The sequence below is a fragment of the Afipia sp. GW823-FHT06G09 genome, from assembly GCF_058794875.1.
In genome coordinates, this window is record NZ_JBXAHF010000001.1 from 369108 (window position 1) to 390984 (window position 21877).

15 protein-coding genes and 1 tRNA gene are annotated in these 21877 nt (G+C 60.7%); 7 read left to right on the forward strand and 9 right to left on the reverse strand.

The features are described from left to right. Positions 1-2016: an acetyl-CoA carboxylase biotin carboxylase subunit gene (locus AC1Q67_RS01820; RefSeq protein ID WP_492235408.1), complete on the reverse strand. Its 2016-nt coding sequence runs from the start codon at positions 2014-2016 to the stop codon at positions 1-3. 162 nt (positions 2017-2178) lie between these two features. Here AC1Q67_RS01820 and AC1Q67_RS01825 point away from each other — a divergent pair, with 162 nt between their 5' ends. Then, complete coding sequence (locus AC1Q67_RS01825; RefSeq protein WP_492235407.1) at positions 2179-4041, forward strand: alkaline phosphatase family protein; 1863 nt, start codon at positions 2179-2181, stop codon at positions 4039-4041. A gap of 33 nt (positions 4042-4074) precedes the next feature. Here AC1Q67_RS01825 and AC1Q67_RS01830 read toward each other — a convergent pair whose 3' ends face one another. Beyond that, positions 4075-4671, reverse strand: coding sequence for a hypothetical protein (locus AC1Q67_RS01830; protein ID WP_492235406.1), 597 nt, complete (start codon positions 4669-4671; stop codon positions 4075-4077). Between the two features lie 383 nt (positions 4672-5054). Here AC1Q67_RS01830 and AC1Q67_RS01835 point away from each other — a divergent pair, with 383 nt between their 5' ends. Next, positions 5055-5714 carry a peroxiredoxin gene (locus AC1Q67_RS01835; RefSeq protein WP_492235405.1) on the forward strand — a complete coding sequence of 220 codons (660 nt, stop codon included), beginning with the start codon at positions 5055-5057 and terminating at the stop codon, positions 5712-5714. A 57-nt stretch (positions 5715-5771) separates the two neighbouring features. Here the strand turns inward: AC1Q67_RS01835 and AC1Q67_RS01840 are convergent, their stop codons facing one another. Both AC1Q67_RS01840 and AC1Q67_RS01845 read right to left on the reverse strand, forming a co-directional pair. Beyond that, a complete protein-coding gene (locus tag AC1Q67_RS01840; protein ID WP_492235404.1) occupies positions 5772-6173 on the reverse strand; it encodes a DUF2177 family protein in 402 nt (133 codons plus the stop codon). Positions 6174-6262: 89 nt separating this feature from the next. Next, positions 6263-7999 (reverse strand): methyl-accepting chemotaxis protein, encoded by a 1737-nt coding sequence (locus tag AC1Q67_RS01845; protein ID WP_492235403.1) that lies wholly within the window; start codon positions 7997-7999, stop codon positions 6263-6265. A 125-nt stretch (positions 8000-8124) separates the two neighbouring features. Here AC1Q67_RS01845 and AC1Q67_RS01850 point away from each other — a divergent pair, with 125 nt between their 5' ends. Further along, positions 8125-9579, forward strand: a complete 1455-nt coding sequence (locus tag AC1Q67_RS01850; protein ID WP_492235402.1) for a cryptochrome/photolyase family protein — start codon at positions 8125-8127, stop codon at positions 9577-9579. Here the strand turns inward: AC1Q67_RS01850 and AC1Q67_RS01855 are convergent. Next, positions 9576-10487, reverse strand: coding sequence for a DMT family transporter (locus AC1Q67_RS01855; RefSeq protein WP_492235401.1), 912 nt, complete (start codon positions 10485-10487; stop codon positions 9576-9578). The two genes, AC1Q67_RS01850 and AC1Q67_RS01855, sit on opposite strands and share 4 nt — an antisense overlap. A 113-nt stretch (positions 10488-10600) precedes the next feature. Here AC1Q67_RS01855 and AC1Q67_RS01860 point away from each other — a divergent pair, with 113 nt between their 5' ends. Next, complete coding sequence (locus AC1Q67_RS01860; RefSeq protein WP_492235400.1) at positions 10601-11728, forward strand: S-(hydroxymethyl)glutathione dehydrogenase/class III alcohol dehydrogenase; 1128 nt, start codon at positions 10601-10603, stop codon at positions 11726-11728. 801 nt (positions 11729-12529) lie between these two features. On the opposite strand, the gene AC1Q67_RS01865 is transcribed toward AC1Q67_RS01860, so the two are convergent. From AC1Q67_RS01865 to AC1Q67_RS01880, 4 genes are all read right to left on the reverse strand, one after another. Beyond that, on the reverse strand, positions 12530-12979 hold the full coding sequence (locus AC1Q67_RS01865) for a hypothetical protein (protein ID WP_492235399.1): 450 nt from the start codon (positions 12977-12979) through the stop codon (positions 12530-12532). A gap of 260 nt (positions 12980-13239) precedes the next feature. Beyond that, positions 13240-15420 carry a PQQ-dependent dehydrogenase, methanol/ethanol family gene (locus tag AC1Q67_RS01870; RefSeq protein ID WP_492235398.1) on the reverse strand — a complete coding sequence of 727 codons (2181 nt, stop codon included), beginning with the start codon at positions 15418-15420 and terminating at the stop codon, positions 13240-13242. Between the two features lie 205 nt (positions 15421-15625). Further along, positions 15626-16792 (reverse strand): alginate O-acetyltransferase AlgX-related protein, encoded by a 1167-nt coding sequence (locus AC1Q67_RS01875; protein ID WP_492235397.1) that lies wholly within the window; start codon positions 16790-16792, stop codon positions 15626-15628. 3 nt (positions 16793-16795) lie between these two features. Further along, the gene (locus AC1Q67_RS01880; protein WP_492235396.1) at positions 16796-18196 is read right to left on the reverse strand and encodes an MBOAT family O-acyltransferase; all 1401 of its coding nucleotides are present in this window, start codon (positions 18194-18196) and stop codon (positions 16796-16798) included. Positions 18197-18678: 482 nt separating this feature from the next. Here AC1Q67_RS01880 and AC1Q67_RS01885 point away from each other — a divergent pair, with 482 nt between their 5' ends. From AC1Q67_RS01885 to AC1Q67_RS01895, 3 genes are all read left to right on the forward strand, one after another. After that, positions 18679-19653, forward strand: coding sequence for an ABC transporter substrate-binding protein (locus tag AC1Q67_RS01885; protein WP_492235718.1), 975 nt, complete (start codon positions 18679-18681; stop codon positions 19651-19653). A 33-nt stretch (positions 19654-19686) separates the two neighbouring features. After that, a complete protein-coding gene (locus AC1Q67_RS01890; protein WP_024575056.1) occupies positions 19687-21411 on the forward strand; it encodes a cache domain-containing protein in 1725 nt (574 codons plus the stop codon). A gap of 95 nt (positions 21412-21506) precedes the next feature. Further along, positions 21507-21583 (forward strand) — tRNA-Arg (locus tag AC1Q67_RS01895). Positions 21584-21877 lie beyond the last annotated feature (294 nt).

Consider the following 21877-nt stretch of genomic DNA (forward strand, 5'->3'; position numbering starts at 1 on the left):
TCAAGCAAATTCGAGGATCAGTGCATCGACAGCCAGTGTCGCGCCCGGGGTGGCGGCGATTTTCTTCACAACGCCGTCGCGCTCGGCGCGCAGGACGTTCTGCATCTTCATCGCCTCGATGACCGCAAGGGTCTCGCCGGCCTTCACGTCCTGACCTTCGGTCACGGCGATCGAGATCACGAGACCCGGCATCGGGCACAGCACCTTCTTGCCGGTATCGGCGGCTGAGCTCACCGGCATCAGACGTGCTGCCGCAGCCTCGGTTTCGGTGAAGACCTGCACGGGCAGTTCGCAGCCCTGATAGGCCAGCCGGAAGCCATTCGGCATCGGCCTCACCTGCACAGCGACGGGGTGTCCCGCGATGGTACCCTGCCAGACCGGATCGCCCGGCTTCCAGTTCGAGAGCAGCGTGGCCGGCTGCCCGAGCGCGCCGTCGGCGCCGACGAGACGCACCGCGATGCCCTCACCGTCCCGCGCGACTTCGAGCTGCACTTCGTTCCGGTCGAGCCACACCGCGCGGCGACGCTCACGCGACACGGCGCGGCCGTTCAACTGGCCGGAAATCTGGCGCTTGCGCTCGCCCAGAATATGATCGACGGCGGCAGCTACCGCCGCGATCCGGTTTGCGGTTTCGCCTTCCGGTGCGCGCGGGCCAAAGCCTTTCGGAAATTCTTCATTGATGAAGCCCGTCGAAAGATTGCCCTCGCGCCAGCGCGGATGATTCATCAGCGCCGACAGGAACGGAATGTTGTGACGGATGCCGTCGATATAGAACGAATCCAGCGCCCGCGATTGCGCCTCGATGGCGGCAGCGCGCGATGACGCATGGGTCACCAGCTTGGCGATCATCGGATCGTAATAGATCGAAATCTCGCCGCCTTCCTGCACGCCGGTGTCGTTGCGCACGGTGATATCGTCCACCTTGCTCTCCGCGGGCGGGCGATACTTCACCAGGCGGCCGATCGACGGCAGGAAATTCCGGAACGGATCCTCGGCGTAGACGCGCGACTCGACGGCCCACCCCGTCAGCGTGACGTCCTTCTGCGTCAGCGCGAGTTTCTCGCCGGCCGCGACGCGGATCATCTGCTCCACAAGGTCGACACCGGTGATGAGTTCGGTCACCGGATGCTCGACCTGAAGACGGGTGTTCATTTCGAGGAAGTAGAAGCTCTTGTCCTGGCCCGCCACGAACTCCACCGTGCCGGCGGAATCGTAGTTCACGGCCTTGGCCAGCGCGACGGCCTGCTCGCCCATCTTGCGGCGCGTGGCTTCGTCGAGCAGCGGCGACGGTGCCTCTTCGATGACCTTCTGGTTGCGGCGCTGGATCGAGCATTCGCGCTCGCCGAGATAGATCACGTTGCCATGCTTGTCGCCGAGCACCTGAATTTCAATGTGGCGCGGATCGACGATGAACTTTTCGACGAAAACGCGGTCGTCGCCGAACGATGCTTTCGCTTCGGCCTTGGCGAGGTTGAAGCCTTCCTCGACTTCAGACTTCGAGTGCGCGATGCGCATGCCCTTGCCGCCGCCGCCGGCTGATGCCTTGATCATCACCGGATAGCCGATCTCGTCGGCAATCTTGGCTGCATGCGCGCTGTCTTCGATCACGCCGAGATAACCCGGCACGGTGGAAACCTTGGCCTTGGCCGCGGCCTTCTTGGATTCGATCTTGTCGCCCATCGCGGCGATCGCCCCCGGATTGGGGCCGATGAAAACGATCCCTGCCGCCGCAAGGGCGCGCGGGAAGGCCTCACGTTCGGACAGGAAGCCGTAGCCCGGATGCACCGCCTCGGCGCCGGTCTGGCGGCAGGCCTCGACGATCTTCTCCATCACGAGATAGCTCTCGGCGGCCTGCGGCGGCCCGATGAAGACGGCCTCATCCGCCATCTCGACATGGAGCGCATCGCGGTCGGCCTCGGAATAGACGGCGACCGTCTTGATGCCCATACGGCGCGCGGTTTTGATGACCCGGCAGGCGATTTCGCCGCGATTGGCGATCAGTATCTTCTTGAACATGAGGTGATTTGGACCTTAAGGGCGGAATTCGGCCGGAATAGCTTTCAACCGCTATTTTGCATGCTTGGCTGGTTGTAACAATTCTGTCGCGGGGCCTAACTACACCAAGCTACCGCTCCGCACACCTGCATTGACCGCATATCCAGCCAAAGCGAGTCTCCCATGCGCCGCACCATTTCTTTCATTTCCTTCGGTTTTTTGGCGTTGTCATCGGCTATGGCTTTCGCTCAAAACAGCCAGCCCCGCAACCTGATTTTGTTCGTGCCAGATGGGCTCCGCGCGCTTAAGGTCACCCCCGAACTGGCGCCTGCGATGGCCGCCGTGCGCGACAAGGGCGTGAATTTCAAGAACTCCCACTCCCTGTTCCCGACCTTCACCATGGCCAATGCGTCCGGGATGTCGACCGGGCACTATCTCGGCGACACCGGCACCTTCAGCAACTCGATCTATACCGGCCATCCCGTGCAGTCGGTTCCGAGCCAATTGGGCACGGTGGTGCCGTTCATCGAGCATGACCAGATTTTGGGTGAGGTCGATAAGGACTTCAACGGCGACTATCTCAACGAGGAAACCCTGCTGAAAGCCGCGCGAGACGCGGGGTTCAGCACCGCCGCCATCGGCAAGGTTGGCCCGACATTCCTGTTCGATCACACCGAACGGACCGGAACCAAGACGATCACGATCGATGATCAGACCGGCGCGGTCGAAAAAGACGGCAAGCCGATCGGGATTCCGCTGTCCGATGAAATGAAGGCCGCCCTGACCGCCGCAAACCTTCCCCTCGCGACACCTGGCCGCGGCGATAACGGGAAAGCCGGTGACGCCAAGACGCCCGGAACGGTCGTCGCCAACATCAAGCAGCAGGAATATCTCGCCGACGTCGCCAGCAAGGTCGTGCTGCCGATGTTCAAGGCGCGCAACAAGCCTTTCGTGCTGGTGTTTTGGTCGCGCGATCCGGACGGCACCCAGCACAATCAGGGCGACAGCCTCAACAGCGTGACGCCCGGCATCAATGGCCCCTCCTCGCTCGCGGCGATCAGGAACGCCGACAACAATCTCGCGCAACTGCGCAGGGCGCTGGACGATCTCGGGCTCTCCGCCAGCACCAACATCATCGTTTCAGCGGATCACGGCTTCTCGACGATCTCGAAGGAGAGCAAGACCAGTCCGACGGTGAAGAACACCTATCCTGATACACCGCCGGGCTTTCTGCCACTCGGTTTCCTCGCACTCGATCTTGCAAAAACGCTGAACCTGCCGCTGTTCGATCCCAACGACAGCAACAAGCAGATTGGTGCCAACGCCTATCCCAAGGCCGGCAACGGTCTGCTGGGCAAAGACCCGCTGAAGCCGGACCTCGTGGTCGCAACCAACGGCGGCTCCGATCTGATCTATCTGCCGAAGGGCGACAAGAAGCTTGCAGGCCGCACCGTGCAGGCGCTGCTGGAGCAGGACTATGTCAGCGGCATTTTCGTCGAAGACAAACTCGGGAAATTTCCCGGCACGCTGCCGCTGTCGACTCTCAGCCTAAGGGGCAAGGCGGTGACGCCGCACCCGGCAATCGTCGTGAACTTCCGTTCCTACTCCACGGATTGCGATGAACCGACGCTGTGTTCTGTCGAGATCGCCGACACCGTGCTCCGGCAGGGTCAAGGCATGCACGGCAGTTTCAGCCGGGGCGACACCATGAATTTCATGGCGGCAATTGGTCCTGATTTCAAAACCGGTTTTGCCAGTGAACTGCCCGTGAGCAATGCCGACGTCGGCATCACCGCCGCGCACCTTCTCGGCCTGAAGCGCAAGCCAAAGGGCGTACTGATGGGCCGTGTGATAACGGAAGCGATGCCGAATGGCCTGACGCCGAAATCGTTCGCCACCACTATCTCCGGCAAGCCGGCGGCCAACGGCCTGAGAACCGTGCTGAAATTCCAGCGCGTCCAGCAGCAGCACTACTTCGATGTGGCGGGATTTCCGGGAAAAACGGTTGGCCTTCCGGAGATGGCCACGACGGCAGGCGTGAAATAACGCCTGCTCGTCCTGTTTCGCGAACCGCTCGCCTTACATTCCAAGGTCGAGGAAGTTCGGCAGCGTATGTGCAAGCGGCATGGTCGCCGCGCCGATCAGGCTCGCGACCAGCACCGCGAGTGCGCGGTTGTTGCGGCGGGTGCCGCGCATCTGGCCGGCGATCCACTCGAGCACTTCGGTATTGACGCCGACCGCCGTGGTGGGCGCCCAGCTCTCGATCGAAGTTTCGGGAGACAGCGCAACGGAGCGAGGCGGCACCGGCAGGCCGGAAGCGGCTGCCGCGTGATGAACGATTGCCTTGGTGAAAAGATCGTCGAACCGGCCGTCGTCGCTGCGCTCGGTCGCGGCCTTGTTGATCTCGAAAAGGGTTTCAGCCTCGGCGCGGCTGATGGGCTCGTTGGTGTTCGCCGCGGCGTTGAGAATGCGCGCGCACCAGGCTGCATCGTCGGCATCCAGCGCCCGCGAGAAATGCACGCGGCCTGTGGTCGTTGGCCCCTCACCGGTGATGACCCCATCGCGGACGAAAGCGAGCGCGTAAGCGGACACATCGCGGTCGGCAACGGAGCTGGTTTCGATTTTCCGGATCAGTTCGGAAAGCGGAGCGTTGGAGATGATCGAGGCGGACGTCATGTTACTATTCTCTTTTTGTGTCCCGCAGCATTTTCATGCGGATGTAAACGAAGCGTTAATGAAGCGATTCGGAGCGCGCTTCTTTCCTTTATGGTTGCGGATTGGTCGCACTGACCGTCCGCATGGTTCATGCAATGCCAGCCGGAACCGGCGGCGTTGCGGCGCATCAAAGTCAAATTCGGGGCATAGCGAAAAAGTGAGCGCGCACCGGACAATTATGAATTTTCATTAATCCAGCTTGCGGCAGAACGGATTTTCCGAAGAGACGTCCTTCGAGAGAAAGACGTTGCCCTTTTCACGACCCGGTTTCGTTTTGGAGCATATGCCGATATATCACCGCAGCGAGATTTTCCTCGCAACTCCAAGTACGTGAGGCCAAAACCATGACAATCCAGATTGGCGCGGTGGCGCCCGATTTCGATGCTGATACCACCGAGGGACGCATCAAATTTCACGACTGGATCGGCGATAGCTGGGCCCTGCTGTTCTCGCACCCCAAGGACTTCACTCCCGTCTGCACCACCGAACTCGGAACGCTGGCGCGGCTGAAACCGGAATTCGACAAGCGCGGCGTCAAACTGATGGGCATCAGCGTCGATCCGGTCGACCGGCACGAGAAGTGGGGCGAGGACATCAAGGAGACGCAGGGATACGCGCCGAACTATCCCATGATCGGCGACACCGAACTCAAGGTCGCGAAGCTCTACAACATGCTGCCGGCCGATACGACCGGCGGCGCGGATGGCCGCACTGCAGCCGACAACGCGACGGTGCGGACAGTGTTCATCATCGGACCCGACAAGAAAGTGAAGCTGGTGCTGGTCTATCCGATGACCACCGGGCGCAACTTCGACGAGATCCTGCGCGTGATCGACTCGCTGCAACTGACGGCCAAGCATCGCGTTGCCACCCCCGCCGACTGGAAACAGGGCGAGGATGTCATCATCGCGGGCTCGGTCAGCGACGAAGAAGCCAAGACGATCTATCCGGGCGGCTGGAAATCGCCGAAGCCCTATATCCGGATCGTTCCGCAGCCGAGGTAACCCGGCGGACACCGAGAAGAAAAAGGGACGCGTTGCGTCCCTTTTTTATTGCCGCCGTCAAATCCGCGGGGTCAGCCAGTTCGCGACGAACAGCCCCAGCGTGGAGGACACCGCCGTCACGAAGGAGCCCCATGCGATATCAACGATCGCCACCGGCCAGGTCCAGTGTTTCAGCAGCGACAGCGATGTCAGTTCAAACGTCGCGTAGCAGAAGAAACCGAACAGTGCGCCGTAGAGAAGCGTCGACTGCCACGTCGCGTCAGGACCTGCACTGACAAAGATCAGGATGCCCGCCGCATAGAGCAGATAGAACAGGATCGCCGGCGCGATGCGGATCGTGCCCAGCATCTCGCCGACCTGCGAGGTGAAAAAACCTTTTGCGACAAGTCCGAGAAACAGAAAATCGATCGGGACAATGACCAGCAGTGTCGCCAGATAAAGAATGACATTTCGCTTCAAATGAACCTCCCGAGCTATCCAGACCCGCAGTAGGTACGCATCACTGCCGTTCCGGTTGCACTCAGGCAAGGTTCCAGCACAGAAAACCGTCACGCCGCCCTGACGCCATCAAGGAAGCGCCCGACCTCGGCCTGAAGGTGCAGGCTTTCGCCGCTCAGCACCTGCGCCGACTTGAATATCTCGTCTGAGGTTTCGCCGGTCCGGTTCGCACCGCTGGCAACGTCGCCGACGTTGGCGGCGACTTCAGTCGTAACGCTCGCGGCAGCCTGAACGCTTTTGGCGATTTCCTCCGTCGCCGCCCCCTGCTGCTCGACCGCGGCAGCAATCGATGTCGCGATGTCGTTGATCTGTTCGATGGTCTGTCCGATGGCCTTGATCGCGGCGACCGATTCACGGGTGGCGGACTGCATGTTGACGATGTGGCTGCTGATCTCGTCGGTCGCCTTCGCGGTCTGGCCGGCCAGGTTTTTGACCTCCTGCGCCACCACGGCGAAACCGCGTCCGGCCTCGCCTGCCCGCGCAGCCTCGATGGTCGCGTTGAGCGCCAGAAGGTTGGTCTGCTCCGCAATTGATGTGATCAGCTTTACGACATCGCCGATGCGATCGCCCGCCTTCGACAGATCGGCCATCCGCGCATCGGTGGCGACCGCCTGTTGAACGGCGCTGGCGGCAATGCCGTTTGACTCCTGAACCCGGCGGCTGATTTCGGCAATGGAGCTTGTCAGTTCCTCCGATGCAGCGGCTGCGTTGCGCACATGCTCGGATGCCTGTGTCGAGGCATTAGCGGAGGCCTTTGACAGATGCGCCGTGCTGCGCGCGGTCTCCATGAGATTGCGTGCAGCACTCTCGAATTCACCGGACGAATGCAGCACCTTGTCGATGATGCCGCCGACGTTTGACTGGAATTCATCCACAAAGCTTTGCAGTTCCGCCTTGCGTCGCTGGGCCGACTCCGCCTCGGCAGTCTTCCGCTCCGCCTCGAGCCGGCGTCGCTCGAGCGAATTGTTCTTGAACACGCCAATGGTCCGGGCGATGGAGCCGATTTCGTCATAACGATCGACATGATTGATCGTCACATCGGGCTTGCCCTCTGCCAGCGACGTGAGCGTATCGGTGACGGAGCGCAGTGGCTTTGTCACGCTGCGCACGATCAGCATCGTCAGACCGAGAACCAGCAACGCTCCCACGATTGCGGCGGCGGTCATCATCTGCATGGCGTGAAGAAGCATGGCATCGAGCGGCGCCGTCGGAATTCCGACGTAGAGAATTCCGATGATTTTCCCTGCCGGGTCGAACACCGGCTGATAGGCGGTCATGAAACTCTTGCCGAACAGCACAGCGGGTCCCTTATAGGCCTGCCCGCTCCGGATAACCGGCTGCGCGGGATGATCCGGCGCCAACTGGGTCCCGACGGCTCGGTCGCCGTTTTCCTTCTTGACGTTGGTGGTCCGGCGAACGAACTGCCGGGTCGCTTCGTCATAGACAAAAAGAGTTGCGTTGCCGCCCACATAGGACGTCGCCCGGTCCACGGTCTGGTGATCCTTGAACTCAGGCATCGCCGGGATTTCGGCGCGGCTGACAATGCCGTCCTTGATGGTGATCCTGGCGTCGCCATAGGTCTCGGCGAATGCCAGAGCCAGCGTTCGAAGACTGGTTTCGATGTCAGATTTGCCCCTTGCCTCGAACTCCGTGCTCAGCGACCAGTAGGCTGCGCCCACCACCATCGAGGTGGTTGCCGCGATCAGCATCGCCGCGCAGATCGTGGCCTTTGTCCCGAGTTTGAACTTCAGGAAACCGAAGGAATTCTTCCCCAAGCCGAGTGCCATCGTGTCGTCCCCAGAAAATGTATTCCGATGAAAAATCGATTGATTTTGACAGTTTATGTTTACCGTCCCCTTAACAGTTCGCCAGGCGGCCGCATCAGGCTGCGGCAGTCAGGATCGCCAGTGCAATGACGGGTTCCTCGGCCTCCCCCCTGATCGTCTGGTTCCGTGACGACCTGCGGCTTTCCGACCATCCGGCGCTGCACGCGGCCGCAGAGACCGGCGCGCCGCTCCTTTGCCTCTATGTCCTGGACGAGGACGGCAAACACCCGCACGAACGGCCGATCGGCAGTGCGTCGCGATGGTGGCTCGCCCAGTCGCTGCGGAGCCTGCACGGAAGCCTTGTCGCGCGTGGCCAGTCACTGATCCTGCGCCGGGGTCCTGCCACGGAGGTCATTGCAGGCCTTGCACAGGAGGCCCGTGCCGCCGCGGTCCACTGGATCGAGAGCGATGTCCCAGGACAGGCCGCAGCCGAGCGGGCAGTCACCGCGGCCCTCGACCGTATTGGCGTGGAATCGCACGGCTTTCCGGGCGACCTGCTGGTGAGGCCCTCAAACCTGCGTAACAAGGAAGGCCGTGGCCTGCGCGTATTCACGCCATTCTGGAAACGCGTCCTGAGCCTCGGCGACCCGTCGCAGCCCTTGCCTACGCCAAAAAAATTGAAAGCTGGTCCGAAGGTCGCCACCGACGACCTCGCCTCCTGGAACCTCGAGCCAACCCGGCCCGACTGGGCGGCGGGATTGCGCGAGACATGGACGCCGGGTGAAGCAGCGGCACAGGAGCGGCTGAAGGGTTTCCTCGATCACGGCATCGGGGACTACGCAACGCTGCGTGACCGTCCGGACCGCGACGGCACCTCGAAGCTGTCGCCACATCTCCGCTTCGGCGAAATCAGTCCGCGACAAGTCTGGCACGCCGCCAATTTCGCCGCCGCACGGAAGCCAGCTATCGCCAATGACGTCGCCAAGTTCCTGAGCGAGCTTGGCTGGCGCGAGTTCTCGCGCCATCTGCTGTTCGATCTTCCGCAACTGGCCGAGAAAAATCTCCAGCCCTCGTTCGACGCCTTCCCATGGCGCAACGATCGCAAGGCGTTGCGCGCCTGGCAGCGCGGTCTCACCGGCTATCCCATCGTCGATGCCGGCATGCGCGAGCTCTGGCACACCGGCATCATGCACAACCGCGTGCGCATGGTGGTCGCATCGTTCCTTGTGAAGCATCTGCTGATCGACTGGCGCGACGGCGAAAAATGGTTCTGGGACACGCTGGTCGATGCCGATCCCGGCAGCAACCCGGCGAGTTGGCAGTGGGTTGCCGGCTCGGGCGCCGATGCCGCGCCCTACTTCCGCGTTTTCAATCCGATCCTGCAAGGCGAGAAGTTCGATCCCGACGGCAGTTACGTCTCGAAGTGGGTGCCGGAGCTGGCGCGCCTTCCGGCCAAACTGATCCATCAGCCGTGGGAAGCCACGCCGATGGAATTGGCCGCAGCCGGCGTGACGCTGGGAAAAACCTATCCGGAGCCGATCGTCGACCACAGGGCTGCACGCGCGCGGGCGCTCGCGGCTTACGCAAAAACGCGCGACTAGCTGCCCGGCGAGACGTCCGTCTTCATCGGGCGATTGACCAGCAGCACAGCCGCGGCGCAGATCACCATGCCGGCGATCGAGATCACATCAAGCCGCTCGTCGAACAGCACGTACGCCATGATCGCGGTGACGCCGGGCACCAGATAGAAGAGACTCGCCACACGTGTCGCGGCCGAATGCCGGATCAGCCAGTAGAGCAACCCGATCGACCCGATCGAAAGCGCGATGACAAGCCAGGCGAGGCCGAGCACAAACTCGCGATTCCAGACGATCACACGCGTCTCGAACAACCATGCACCGAGCGCAAACAGCAGCCCCGCCGCGACGAACTGAATGAAATTCCCGGTCCGCCAGTCGATATGGGTGCAGTAGCGCTTCTGGTAAAGCGTGCCGAGCGTGATGCTGACGAGCGCAACGCACGTGCCCAACCAGCCCCAGCCCGCCTCTCCCGAGAGTGAACGCCCATGCAGGACGATCAGCGTCCCGGCGAGACCCATCAAGAGCCCGAGCCACTGCAGCGGCGTGACTCGCTCACCGAGCCAGCGATTTGCGAGTGTGGATGTCAGGATCGGCTGCAGTCCCGGAATGAGCGCAGACAGCCCCGCAGGCACGGAGTGGAAGATCGCGACCGCAGTCCCGCCGAGATAGAAGCCATGGACAAGAAGCCCTGCAATCGCACTGTGAATGACGCCCGCGCGATCCGGCCATTTCGGGCGCCAGATCGTTGCGATCACGCCCATCAGCAGCGCCACCAGCGCCATCCGCACTGTGAGATAGGTCAGCGGCTCCGCGCCGGCCAGCACGTATTTTGTGCCGATAAATCCAGTGCTCCACAGCAGGACGAAGATCGCCGGCGCGGCGCGCGAGGCAATCGATTCGAATGTGTGCTGGGGCGGCGATTGGCTCATTTGCGCAACTGCTTGCCCGATCCTATGGTGTCGGGCAATCATCAAATGTGCCGGGTCATGCGTTCAAAAAACGCAGACCGACACAGCCGCAAGCTACAAGAAGGATTCAGTTCATGGATGTTCGCGCCGCCGTCGCCACCGCTGCCGGTCAACCGCTCGAGATCACAACCGTTCAGCTCGAAGGCCCCCGCGAGGGCGAGGTTATGGTCGAGGTCAAGGCGACGGGCGTATGTCACACTGATGAATTCACGCTGTCAGGCGCCGATCCGGAAGGCCTCTTCCCCGCTATTCTCGGCCATGAGGGCGCAGGCGTTGTTGTCGACGTCGGTCGCGGCGTCACCAGCGTCAAGAAAGGCGACCACGTCATTCCGCTGTACACGCCGGAATGCCGCCAATGTCCGTCCTGTCTTTCGCGGAAGACCAATCTCTGCACCGCGATCCGCGCCACGCAGGGACAAGGCCTGATGCCGGACGGCACATCCCGCTTCTCGCTGGGCGGCAAGCCGATCCATCACTACATGGGCACCTCGACGTTCGCGAACTACACCGTGCTGCCGGAGATCGCCGTGGCGAAGATCCGCGAGGACGCGCCGTTCGACAAGGTCTGTTACATCGGCTGCGGCGTCACCACCGGCATCGGTGCGGTGATCAATACCGCGAAGGTTGAGCAAGGCGCGAAGGCCATCGTGTTCGGCCTCGGCGGCATCGGACTGAATGTGCTGCAAGGCCTGCGGCTCGCCGGTGCCGACATGATCATCGGCGTCGACATCAACAACGACCGCAAAGCCTGGGGCGAACGCTTCGGCATGACTCATTTCGTCAACCCGACGGAAGTCGGCAAGGACCTTGTCCCCTATCTCGTCAACATGACGAAGACGAAGGAAGATCAGATCGGCGGCGCGGACTACACCTTCGACTGCACAGGCAACGTCACCGTGATGCGCCAGGCGCTGGAGGCGTGCCATCGCGGCTGGGGTCAATCGATCGTCATCGGCGTCGCGCCCTCGGGAGCGGAAATCGCAACGCGTCCGTTCCAGCTTGTGACCGGCCGGGTGTGGAAAGGCACGGCCTTCGGCGGCGCCCGCGGTCGCACCGACGTGCCGAAGATCGTCGACTGGTACATGCAGGGGAAAATCCAGATCGATCCGATGATCACGCACGTGATGCCGCTGAACGACATCAACAAGGCGTTCGATCTGATGAAGCGCGGAGAGTCGATCAGAGGCGTGGTGACGTTCTAACGGAGGCACTGCGGGTGTCTCGTCCTCGCACGCCGCGATTTTCCGCTTTGCGTTCGTCATTCCGGGATGCGCCTGCTTGGCGCAGGCCCGGAATCCATGATGCGAAATCCTGAAAGTGACCATGGATTCCGGGTTCGCTCGCAGAATGCGAGCGCCCCGGAATGACGGCGGATCATATGAGCGAGCGTAGCCTGCAACATTTCGTGATGGGGATACGTATCCCCGCGCTCCGTACCGCGCTTAAGTTCGCTGCGTCCTGTTCGTGAGGGGCGCTTCTCGAGGGCGCTTTGAAGCGGAGCAGGATGCGGCGCCTGCGCGCGTGTCTCGCACACACGCGTCCGGGAGGCTGGGGTCACCGTCCGGGCCAACTACGTGGCTCTGCCGTTCGCGGCTGGACGCGGAGCGGACGAAGGCGGCGAAAGCCGTCCGGATCAGGGGTCGAGTACCTCCCCCGTCCGCACCCGGAAGTACGGTCCCCTCGCCCAAAATCGCCGCAGTGGAGCGCCGCAAGGCGATGCGCTTCCGGAAGACCATCGCTTCGCACGCGATGCCGGAAGCGAAACGAACACAAGGTGCGCCTCGCGGCGCTCCATGCCCCTCGTTTTGAGGACGCGAACGAGGCAGGCCTCGCGCGCGCTGTGAGGGGCGCAGGACTACACGCTCAACTCGCGCAATGCGCGAGAACCAATTCGCGTGGCTGTTTGAAAATTGAATCGGAATTGAAGTGGCACACGCTCGGTCCCCGCTTCGGGAGAATGATGCGATAATTGCGGCATTCGCCGGGACGACCAGCGGAAATCCTCAGAAGAACTCTTCCGGGCACGGATCAACAATTTGCCAGAGATCCGTGCCGTTCTTGATCTTCTTCATATCGTTGGTGAGGCCACCGTTGCGGCTGATCCACGACTTCACCGTCTGAGGGTAATACGACATCAGATCCGATGTCCCCTCGCTGCTGTTGACCTTGATGCCGAACGTCCAGGCCTTGTCGTAATAGGCCTGATGGAAGCCGAGGCTGGCGCGCGGCGTGACGCAGATCTTGTTCATCGGCACGATGCCGAACACCATCGTGCAGGCCGAGTTGCAAATGCCATCGATGATGACGCGCTCGCCGCGAGCACGGATGCGCTGGTACTTCGCCTTGTATTCCTCGACGTAACCGCCGTGGTCGCGCGTGATGCGCAGGTCCGCACGTGCCGGCACCGTGGCCAGCAGCGATAGAACGACAGACACAAAAACGGCAATCCGCATGCAAGCCCGAGCGCGATGAAGTCGGAAACAAATGGTGACGGCTTTAATGAACTCCATCAACACCAAGACTCTGGCGGGACTGTGTTTGAAAAACCGTTAAGCATGACGGAGTGGACGTCAAGAAACCCTCAAGTAACCCCAACAACCATTTGAAATATAAGAAAAATTGGAAATCGAACGACGCAAATCATTCCGCAAAAGCAAAGGGAGCGGACGGCCAGTCAGCCGCCCGCTCCCCGCTCATTATACCGTCCAGCGACTCACTTCTTCGGAGGACGTACGGCGTCCGCGGTGCCCTGAATGAACGCGATGATCTTGACCACATCGTCGTCACTCAGCTTGCCGGTGAAGTCGGGCATGCCCTTGTCGAGGTGCGGTCCCTTGAACACGAAGTTCTTCAGGTTGGCGATGGTCTCGGCGCCGACATAGCCGAGATTCCTGACGTTGCCGCCCTTGTCCACGCCCGGAACGCCGTGACAGGTGACACAACTGCTGACATACAGCAGCGTTCCTGGTCCGACATCTGCCGGATTGTATTTCACGCCTTCGACAAGGTTCTCCATCTGGTATTTCGTGATGGGCGGCAGCGGCGCCTTGCCTCCAATCGCGAAGGTATAGACCGTGCCGGGATTGTCGGCCTCGGTGGCGCGTGCCGCGATTCCGAACACGCCGCCCCACCCGACCGCGATGGACACGTATTGCTTGCCATCGATCATATAGGTTGAGGCAGCCGCTACGACCCCGGTGCCTGTCGGCGATTCCCAGAGCTTCTCACCACTCGTTGCATTGTAGGCGATGAAGCGGCCGTCGGCTGTTCCCTGGAAAACAAGGTTGCCGGCGGTGGTCAGCGTGCCGCCGTTCCATGGCGCCACGTATTCCTGCTTCCACGCCTCCTTCTGCTTGACCGGATCCCATGCGATGAGCCGGCCGAACGGCAGATTCTTGGGCGGCGTCGCGTTCAGCACGAAGCCGGTGTTCCAGCCGGTGTTGCCGCCAAACTCGCCGGGCTGATTGGCATTGTGCTTCCAGCCCTTCTGCGGCGTGAGGTTGAGCGGCACGCCCTGCGCCGGCAGATACACAAGACCGGTCATCGGATTGAACGACATCGGATGCCAGTTATGCGCGCCATATGGTCCGGGGATACTGTCCATCCCCTTTTCGGGATCGCGCGCTGCGGCCACTTCAATCGGACGGCCGTTCGCGTCATACCCGGTGGCCCAGTTCACATCGACGAAGTTCTTCGCGGAGATGAACTTGCCGTTGGTGCGATCGATCACGAAGAAGAAGCCGTTCTTCGGCGCATGAAGGATGACCTTCCTCGGCGCACCATCGATATTGATGTCCGCCAGGATCATCGGCTGGGTCGAGGTGTAGTCCCAGTGATCGCCCGGCGTTTCCTGGTAATGCCAGACGTATTTTCCGGTGTCGGCATTCAGGGCAACAATCGATGCGAGATAGAGGTTGTCGCCACCTGCGGGACTGCGAAGATGACGATTCCAGGGCGAGCCATTGCCGGTGCCGATGTAGACAAGATTCAGCTCAGGATCGAAGGTGATGGAGTCCCACGCCGTTCCGCCACCGCCATTGATCCAATACTTGCCGGCCGGATCCCAGGTCTTGGCGGCCGCTTCCATCGACTCATCTTCATAGGGCTTCGCCGGATCGCCGGGCACGACGAACCATCGCCACGCCTGGTTGCCGGTTTCCGCATCATAGGCGGTGACATAGCCACGTGCGCCATATTCCGCGCCGCCGTTGCCGATCACCACCTTCCCGTTCACGACGCGCGGCGCGCCGGTGATCGTGTAGGAATGTTCCTTGTCGACGAGCGTGTCTTTCTCCCAGACCTTCTTGCCGGTCACGGCATCGAGCGCAATGAGCCGCCCGTCGTACGCGCCCACGAAGACCTTGCCTTTGTGAAGCGCGATACCGCGGTTCACAACGTCACAGCAGCCCTTGTAGCCGATGGTGCGCGGAACTTCGGGATCAAACGTCCAGATCTTCTTCCCCGTCCGCACATCGATCGCGTGCACAACGCTCCATGAGGCAGTGACATACATAATGCCATCGACAACCACAGGCGTTGCTTCAACACCGCGCGACGATTCAAGGTTGTAGGTCCACATGAGACCCAGATCCTTCACGTTGTCGGTATTGATTTGATTCAACTTGCTGAAACGTGTCTCGCCGTGGTCGAGACCTATCGCCGGCCAGTCGTTGGACGTCGCCGCGTTGGCCTTGATGGAGTTCTGGTCGACAGCCGACGTGACCGCCTTGATATGCTCAGGCGATCCCTTCGGAGGCGATTGGGCGGAAGCTGTTGAAAAAGCGGCAAGCGCTGCAACTGCAGTTGCGATCATCAAAAAACCCAGCGGTGAGCGCTGGGTTTCGGCAGTCCTTGAAAATTGTGGGCGAGCAGTCGGGCTGGCAAGACGGATCATGCATTCCTCCCATGGCCTCTCACGGGCCTGTGCGAATGTTAGGCGCGAAAAATCCGGCGTCAACGAATGTGTTTGTGACAAACCCTTTTGTTGTTTCGCAGCGCAACGAGATTGCGTTTTGTTTTCGCAGCGCACTGCACGACGAAAACCGCGCTGTTTAAAACAATGCCGAAAGGCTGAGAAACAGATTGCTGCTGTGGCGCGCTTAGCGCGTGTTCTGTTCTGGACGGGCCGTTCTTTGCTTGATGATCTGAACGGCCTTCTGCACGTCCGCAGCATCGGCAAGAGCGTCCATCGCATGCGTGCTGGTTTCGATGAACTGAACGATCACCCAGTTTGTGTTGCCTGGCATTTGTTCCGCGACAACACTCAACTTGACACCCGGACGCCAGCGCGCGCGCGACAGCCCCGAGAAGTAGCTCTCGATCCCCGATTTCTCCAGGCCATCGAAGAAACTGTCTCCCACAACGACCGTTTGCGGCAGATATGCGGGAGACGCTCCATCGGAGGTCATGACCTTTTCAAACACGCCCACGTCGTAACGTCGGCGAGCACCGGGCGGATCCTTGAAGTTCGGCTTCACCTTCAACGCCTGCTCCGATGGCGAGGAAAACAGGGGCATGAATGTCGCAATGCCGCCGCTGAATGTTTCCGTTGTGGTTTCAAGCTTGTGGGACCACAGCGACGCCTGCAAACCTTCAGCCGAACTGATTTTGTCGACGATATCCTTCGCCACCGGAAACGCGCCCGGATCGTTCCAATGAAAATCCGTCTTGAAGAACACCTGACGGCTTTTCATCGTCTCGCGCAGAATCGCAGTGCTGTCGACAAACGTCACATTGGGTAACGCGCGCAGCCTGTCGACCAGATGATCTATTCTTGGCCGTTGCGGACGTGGTGCAACCCAGGACGGCAACTGGTCGCCATAAAACCTGTCGCTCATCATGTTGATGGTGAAAACCGACCTGATACCGGCGGCCTGCAGCGCATCCGTGAAATTGCGGACTCCGTTGACGATGCGATCCTCGAGCCCCTGCGACAACAGCCTTTCGACCAGAGGCTCCTCCTTGCTGATAACCGCCCGATAGAACAGCCAGCCGTTACGCCCCACGACAACCTTGTCCGACGTGCCGAAAACGGAAAAATCGATCTGGGTTTTGAGCTTGATCAGCAGCGCACGCAATCCGAAATGGTCGTTGAACCATTCGTTCGCCAGGCGCGGAAAATGCTCTATCCCTTTCGACAAATCCGGACGTTTCGCAAAGTTCCTGTTCTCGTTGATCGCATCTCCCGGAATGGCGCGCGTGACCATCTGCGCGAAAGGCAGCACGGTCAGCAGGAAGAAGATCGCGATGAAGAGCCTCGCCGACATTCCCTAGAACCTGAAATAAATAAACGGGTTGAAGCCATTCGTCGCAATCAGCGACATCGAGTAGACGAAGATCGCAAGCGCAGCCATCTGCTGCACAACTCGCGTGATCCCCGCTCCAATGCCGACGAATGACACCGGCCAGAGAGACAGCACCGCCGCTGCGACAAAGAAGAACAGCTTGTCGGATGTCACGAGCGCCGCAAGATTGAACGAAACATCGGAAGCGCCAAAACCTCCCATCGCGCGCAGGAACTGAGCGGCATGAACCATGTCCGTGGCGCGGAAGAAGACCCACCCGATCATCACAAGCAGCAGTGTGACCGGCCAGCTCAGGGCCGCCGGCAGGGAAATCCCGATCGCGCTGCGGTTGACCCGCTCAATCACGAGCAACGCGCCGTGATAAATTCCCCAGATCAGGAATGTATAGGCGGCGCCATGCCAAAGACCGCAGAGAACGAAAACGATAAAGAGATTTGCGTAGGTCCTGAACGGCCCTGCCCGATTCCCACCAAGGGGGATGTAGACATAATCGCGAAACCAGCGTGACAATGTCATGTGCCAGCGCCGCCAGAACTCGGTGATGCTCAGCGACCGGTAAGGCTGATCGAAATTCTCCGGGAATCTGAAGCCAAGCGCGCGTCCTAATCCGATGGCCATATCCGAGTAGCCGGAGAAGTCGAAAAATATCTGCAAGGTGTAAGCAGCAATACCGACCCATGCCGCGGTCATCGACAGCTCGGCCGGCCCGAGACTGAATATCCGGTCAGCCACTACGCCCATATTGTCGGCGAGAATGATCTTTTTAGCGAGGCCAATGCAAAACCGGATGATGCCGTACTCGACGTCATCCACGCTGACGGGCCGGCGAACGATCCGGTCCTCGACCTCGCGATAGCGAACGATCGGACCGGCGATCAATTGCGGAAACAGGGAGTGATACATCCCGAAATCGATGCCGGTCGGCGCCGGCTTTGTCTCTCGCCGGTAGATATCGACAATGTAGGACAGCCCCTGAAACGTAAAAAACGAAATGCCGGCAGGGAGAACGGCGAGGAACGGAAACGATGCGGGATTCGGAGCGCCAACGCCGACATCCGAAACCATGTGAAGGAAGAAACCGAAGTACTTGCAGTACAGCAGCGGCACGAGATTCAGGACCACGCCAAACGCAAGTATCCAGATTCGCGCCCGCGCCCCTCCGGTCCGCTCGATCCAATTCCCGATGATGTGGTTGCCGATGATCGATAGGATCAGGACCAGCGTAACGTAGCCTCCGTCCGCGCTGTAAAACGCAAGGCTTGCGAACATCAGAAAGCCGTTCCGCATCGAGTGCGGAATCAGAAAGTACAGGACAAAGAATGCGGGCAGAAAGGCGAATACGAAACCCGGCGAACTGAATGACATGCCCTAAGCTAGTCCCGGCTCTGAATCCGCCGCGGGTAAGGCGGCAAGCGTGCAGCATACGTGCAATTATCAAAGTTCAACGTGGCGCACCGGATTGTTGAAAATCATTGCGGGCGGAGGGGCGGCAAGACGTGTCGAACATCCCTCCTCGGCCTCTCATAGGCTGCCGGGAATGTTAGACGCAATAGGCGGCCCACAAAACCATGTTGCGCATTTGCCACGAACGCGTAGCATCTCGCGGCGGTCGCCCGTCGCTCTCGCGAGCCTCAGGGACAAGGCGTGGAGGCCTTCGCCCGCCCCGGGTTGGCCGGCCGCTGGCAGTTCACCCGGCGCGTCACTGGTGCGCACCCTGGCAGCCCGATATCCGGTTCCGTAGCTCAGGTCCCACGGCTATGCTGTGACCGAATGATTGGGCGACGTTGGTTGCAGGAGGGACAACCATGCGTTTGGTGCCACGCGCCTTCGGAAAAACCACTGATCGAATGAGGCGGCGCGATTTCGTTGCACTCGTTGGCGGTGCGTTGGCATGGATGGCCCAGGCCCGCGCGCAGACCATGCCAGTCATAGGATATCTCGGCTCGGAAAACCCGGAACGCTACGCCAGCCGCCTCAATGCCTTCCGCGGCGGCCTGGCAGAAGCCGGATACACCGAAGGGCGCAATGTTGCGATCGAGTTTCGATGGGCGGAAGGCCAATACAGCCGGTTGCCGGCGCTCGCTGCGGACCTTGCGAAACGTCAGGTGAATCTCATCGTCGCGGCGGGTGGCGCTGAGGTGGCATTAGCGGCAAAGTCGGCGACAACAACAATCCCGATTGTCTTTGAGATGGGCGGCGATCCTATCGTACTCGGCGTGGTGGACAGCATGTCCCGGCCGGGGGGCAACCTCACCGGTGTGTCCAGCCTGAGCGTGGAGGTTTCGCGCAAGCGCCTGGAGTTCATGCATGAGGTGCGCCCGGACGCCAAAACGTTCGCCGTGGCCATTAATCCCACGAGTCCGACCTCTGACACGCAGTTGACGAACCTCCGTACCGCAGCGGAAAGCCTCGGATTGGAGCTGATGGTGCTGAGAACCAGTTCCGAACAGGAATTCGACGAAATGTTCGCCGTCGTGCGTAATGCACGTGCGGGTGGCCTTGTCTTCAGCTCCGATCCTTATTTCACCTACCGCAGTCAGCAGCTGGCCGTCCTCGCCGCGCGTCATGCCGTACCTGCGATGACCCAATCCCGAGATTTCCCGCTTGCCGGCGGGCTGATGAGCTATGGCGGGGACTTCAGTCAGTCGCACCGTCACACCGGCATGTATGCCGGCCGCATTCTCAAAGGCGAGAAGCCTTCCAATTTGCCGGTGCAGCGGGTTACCAAGGTCGAGTTGTTCATCAATCTGAAAGCCGCGAGCGCCCTCGGCATATCCTTCCCGCCCTTGCTTTTAAGCAGCGCCGACGAGGTCATCGAATGACTTGGCCGCCTGGCCGTGACACGAGATAGGTCGATGTCCACTCCCCTCGTCGCTCCGCGCACGTCATTGTTCAAAAAATACTTTCGCGCGCTGTTTGCGGCAGCGGTCGTACCGCTCCTGATTGCGGGCGGGAGCGAGGCGTGGTTCGGCTATCACGATCAGCGTGCGCGGTTGAATGATCTTCTGAACGCGGAAGCGCGGTTTGCGGCCGTTAACATTCAGGACTTCATCGAAGGCATCCGGGATCAGCTTGGCTGGGTTGTCCAACTGCCATGGTCGGAAGATTCCGGCGAGAGGCGAAGGCTCGACGCCTTGCGCCTGCTGCGTCAGGTCCCGGCCATCGAAAGCCTCACCCTGGTCGACCCAGCCGGAAAGGAACGGCTGTTTGTGTCCCGCATCAGCCTGAACAGGATTGAGGGCGGCGCCGATCTTTCCGCGAAACCCGCTGTGATCGCAGCCCGTTCAGACCGGATCTGGTTTGGCCCGGTGACGTTCTATCACGGCTCAGAACCTTTCATGACCGTCGCGGTGGCGGGCAACCGCTTGGCGGACGGCGTGGCCATTGCCGAAGTGAATCTGAAATTCATCTGGGAGGTTATCTCGGGGATACGCGTCGGACGCACCGGCGAGGCCTTCGTGCTTGATAAGCCGGGCCGCCTCGTCGCTCATCCAGACATCAGCCTTGTGCTGCGGGCTGATGAAACCGCGCAGCAGCCACTCCGTGACCTGCGGACAGCCATTCTCGCCCGGCCGAGCCAGGCCGCGGCCGGTCAGGACATCGCGGGCAAGACAGTGCTGGCCGCGATGGCGCAGATTCCCGGCATCGACTGGAATGTCATCGTCAAGCAACCCGTTGCCGAGGCATTCGGGCCGATCTACGCGGCGCTTTGGCGAACTGCGGCATTGCTCATCGCCGGCGCAGCCCTCGCAGGAATCCTCGCCTACTGGCTGACCCAGCGCATGATCGGGCCGATACGTCTGCTGGAAGACGGGGTCGCTCAGATTGGCGCGGGAAATTTTCAACACCGCATCCAGCTCGCGACAAGGGATGAATTTGAACGGCTTGCGACCCGGTTCAACGAAATGGCGGGTGAGCTGGCGATTTCACAGGAACGCTCAGAACGCATCAGCAGACTCAAACGGTTTCTCGCGCCCCAAGTCGCCGAACTGATTGACCGTATCGGAGACGATCGCGTTCTTGACGGGCGCCGTGTCGATGTGGTCGCGATATTCTGTGACATGCGAGGCTTTACCGCGTTCTCGGCGCGGGCTGAGCCCGAAACTATCCTGGGCGTGCTGCGTGAATACTACGACACGCTCGAAAAGGTCGTCAGCGCCCACGAGGCAACTCTGATCAGCTTCTCGGGCGATGGCGCGATGGTGCTGGTCAACGCACCGGTTGCCTGCCCGGACCCGGCATTACGCGCCGTCAATACGGCGATCGACATGCAAATAAACGTGCAGAAACTCCTGACCAGTTGGCACGCACTCGACCATCGGCTCGGCTTCGGCGTTGGACTCGCAAAGGGACCGGCTACCGTTGGAAAGATCGGCTCCGAGGGGCGCCTTCACTACAGCGCGATCGGCACCGTCGTGAATCTCGCTTCGCGTCTATGCTCAAGCGCGAAAAACTCCGAAATCCTGATCGATCGCATTGCAGCGTCCGCATTGGCTTCGAGCGTGCCTCTTGTTGAACTAGACGCGCAGACTTTGAAGGGGTTCAATGAGCCCGTTCCCGTGTTTTCCGTTGTGTTTTGACACCAAGCAGGCTGCACTGCGTGCGGCAAAAAACAGGAATTTTCGAGCGATTTCGGGTGGATTTCAGGCCATCATTGGCTATGGTGCGCCCCTAAGCGCTCCTAGCTCAGCTGGATAGAGCATCGGATTTCGATTCCGAGGGTCGGGAGTTCGAATCTCTCGGAGCGCGCCATTCCCGGTCACAAAGACGGCATCGTCGGACCGAGAGTTTCCTACAACCCTGCCCGCACGCTCGTCGCAGCCATGGCTTGCTGATGCGGATTCGCGTGGTTTGAGCCAGATCAGAATCGCCCTTGCCGAAGCCGGGTGCCGATTATGACAGTCAAAACCCGGCGTTTTGAATTGCCAATAGACGCATCTTTCGGCATGGCTTGCCGAGCTTTGCACGGCGGTGGCACCTGCGTGCATATGGCGCTTTAAACGAATCGCGGCGCCGGGCTATTCAGGACGCACTTCCAATTGAGGG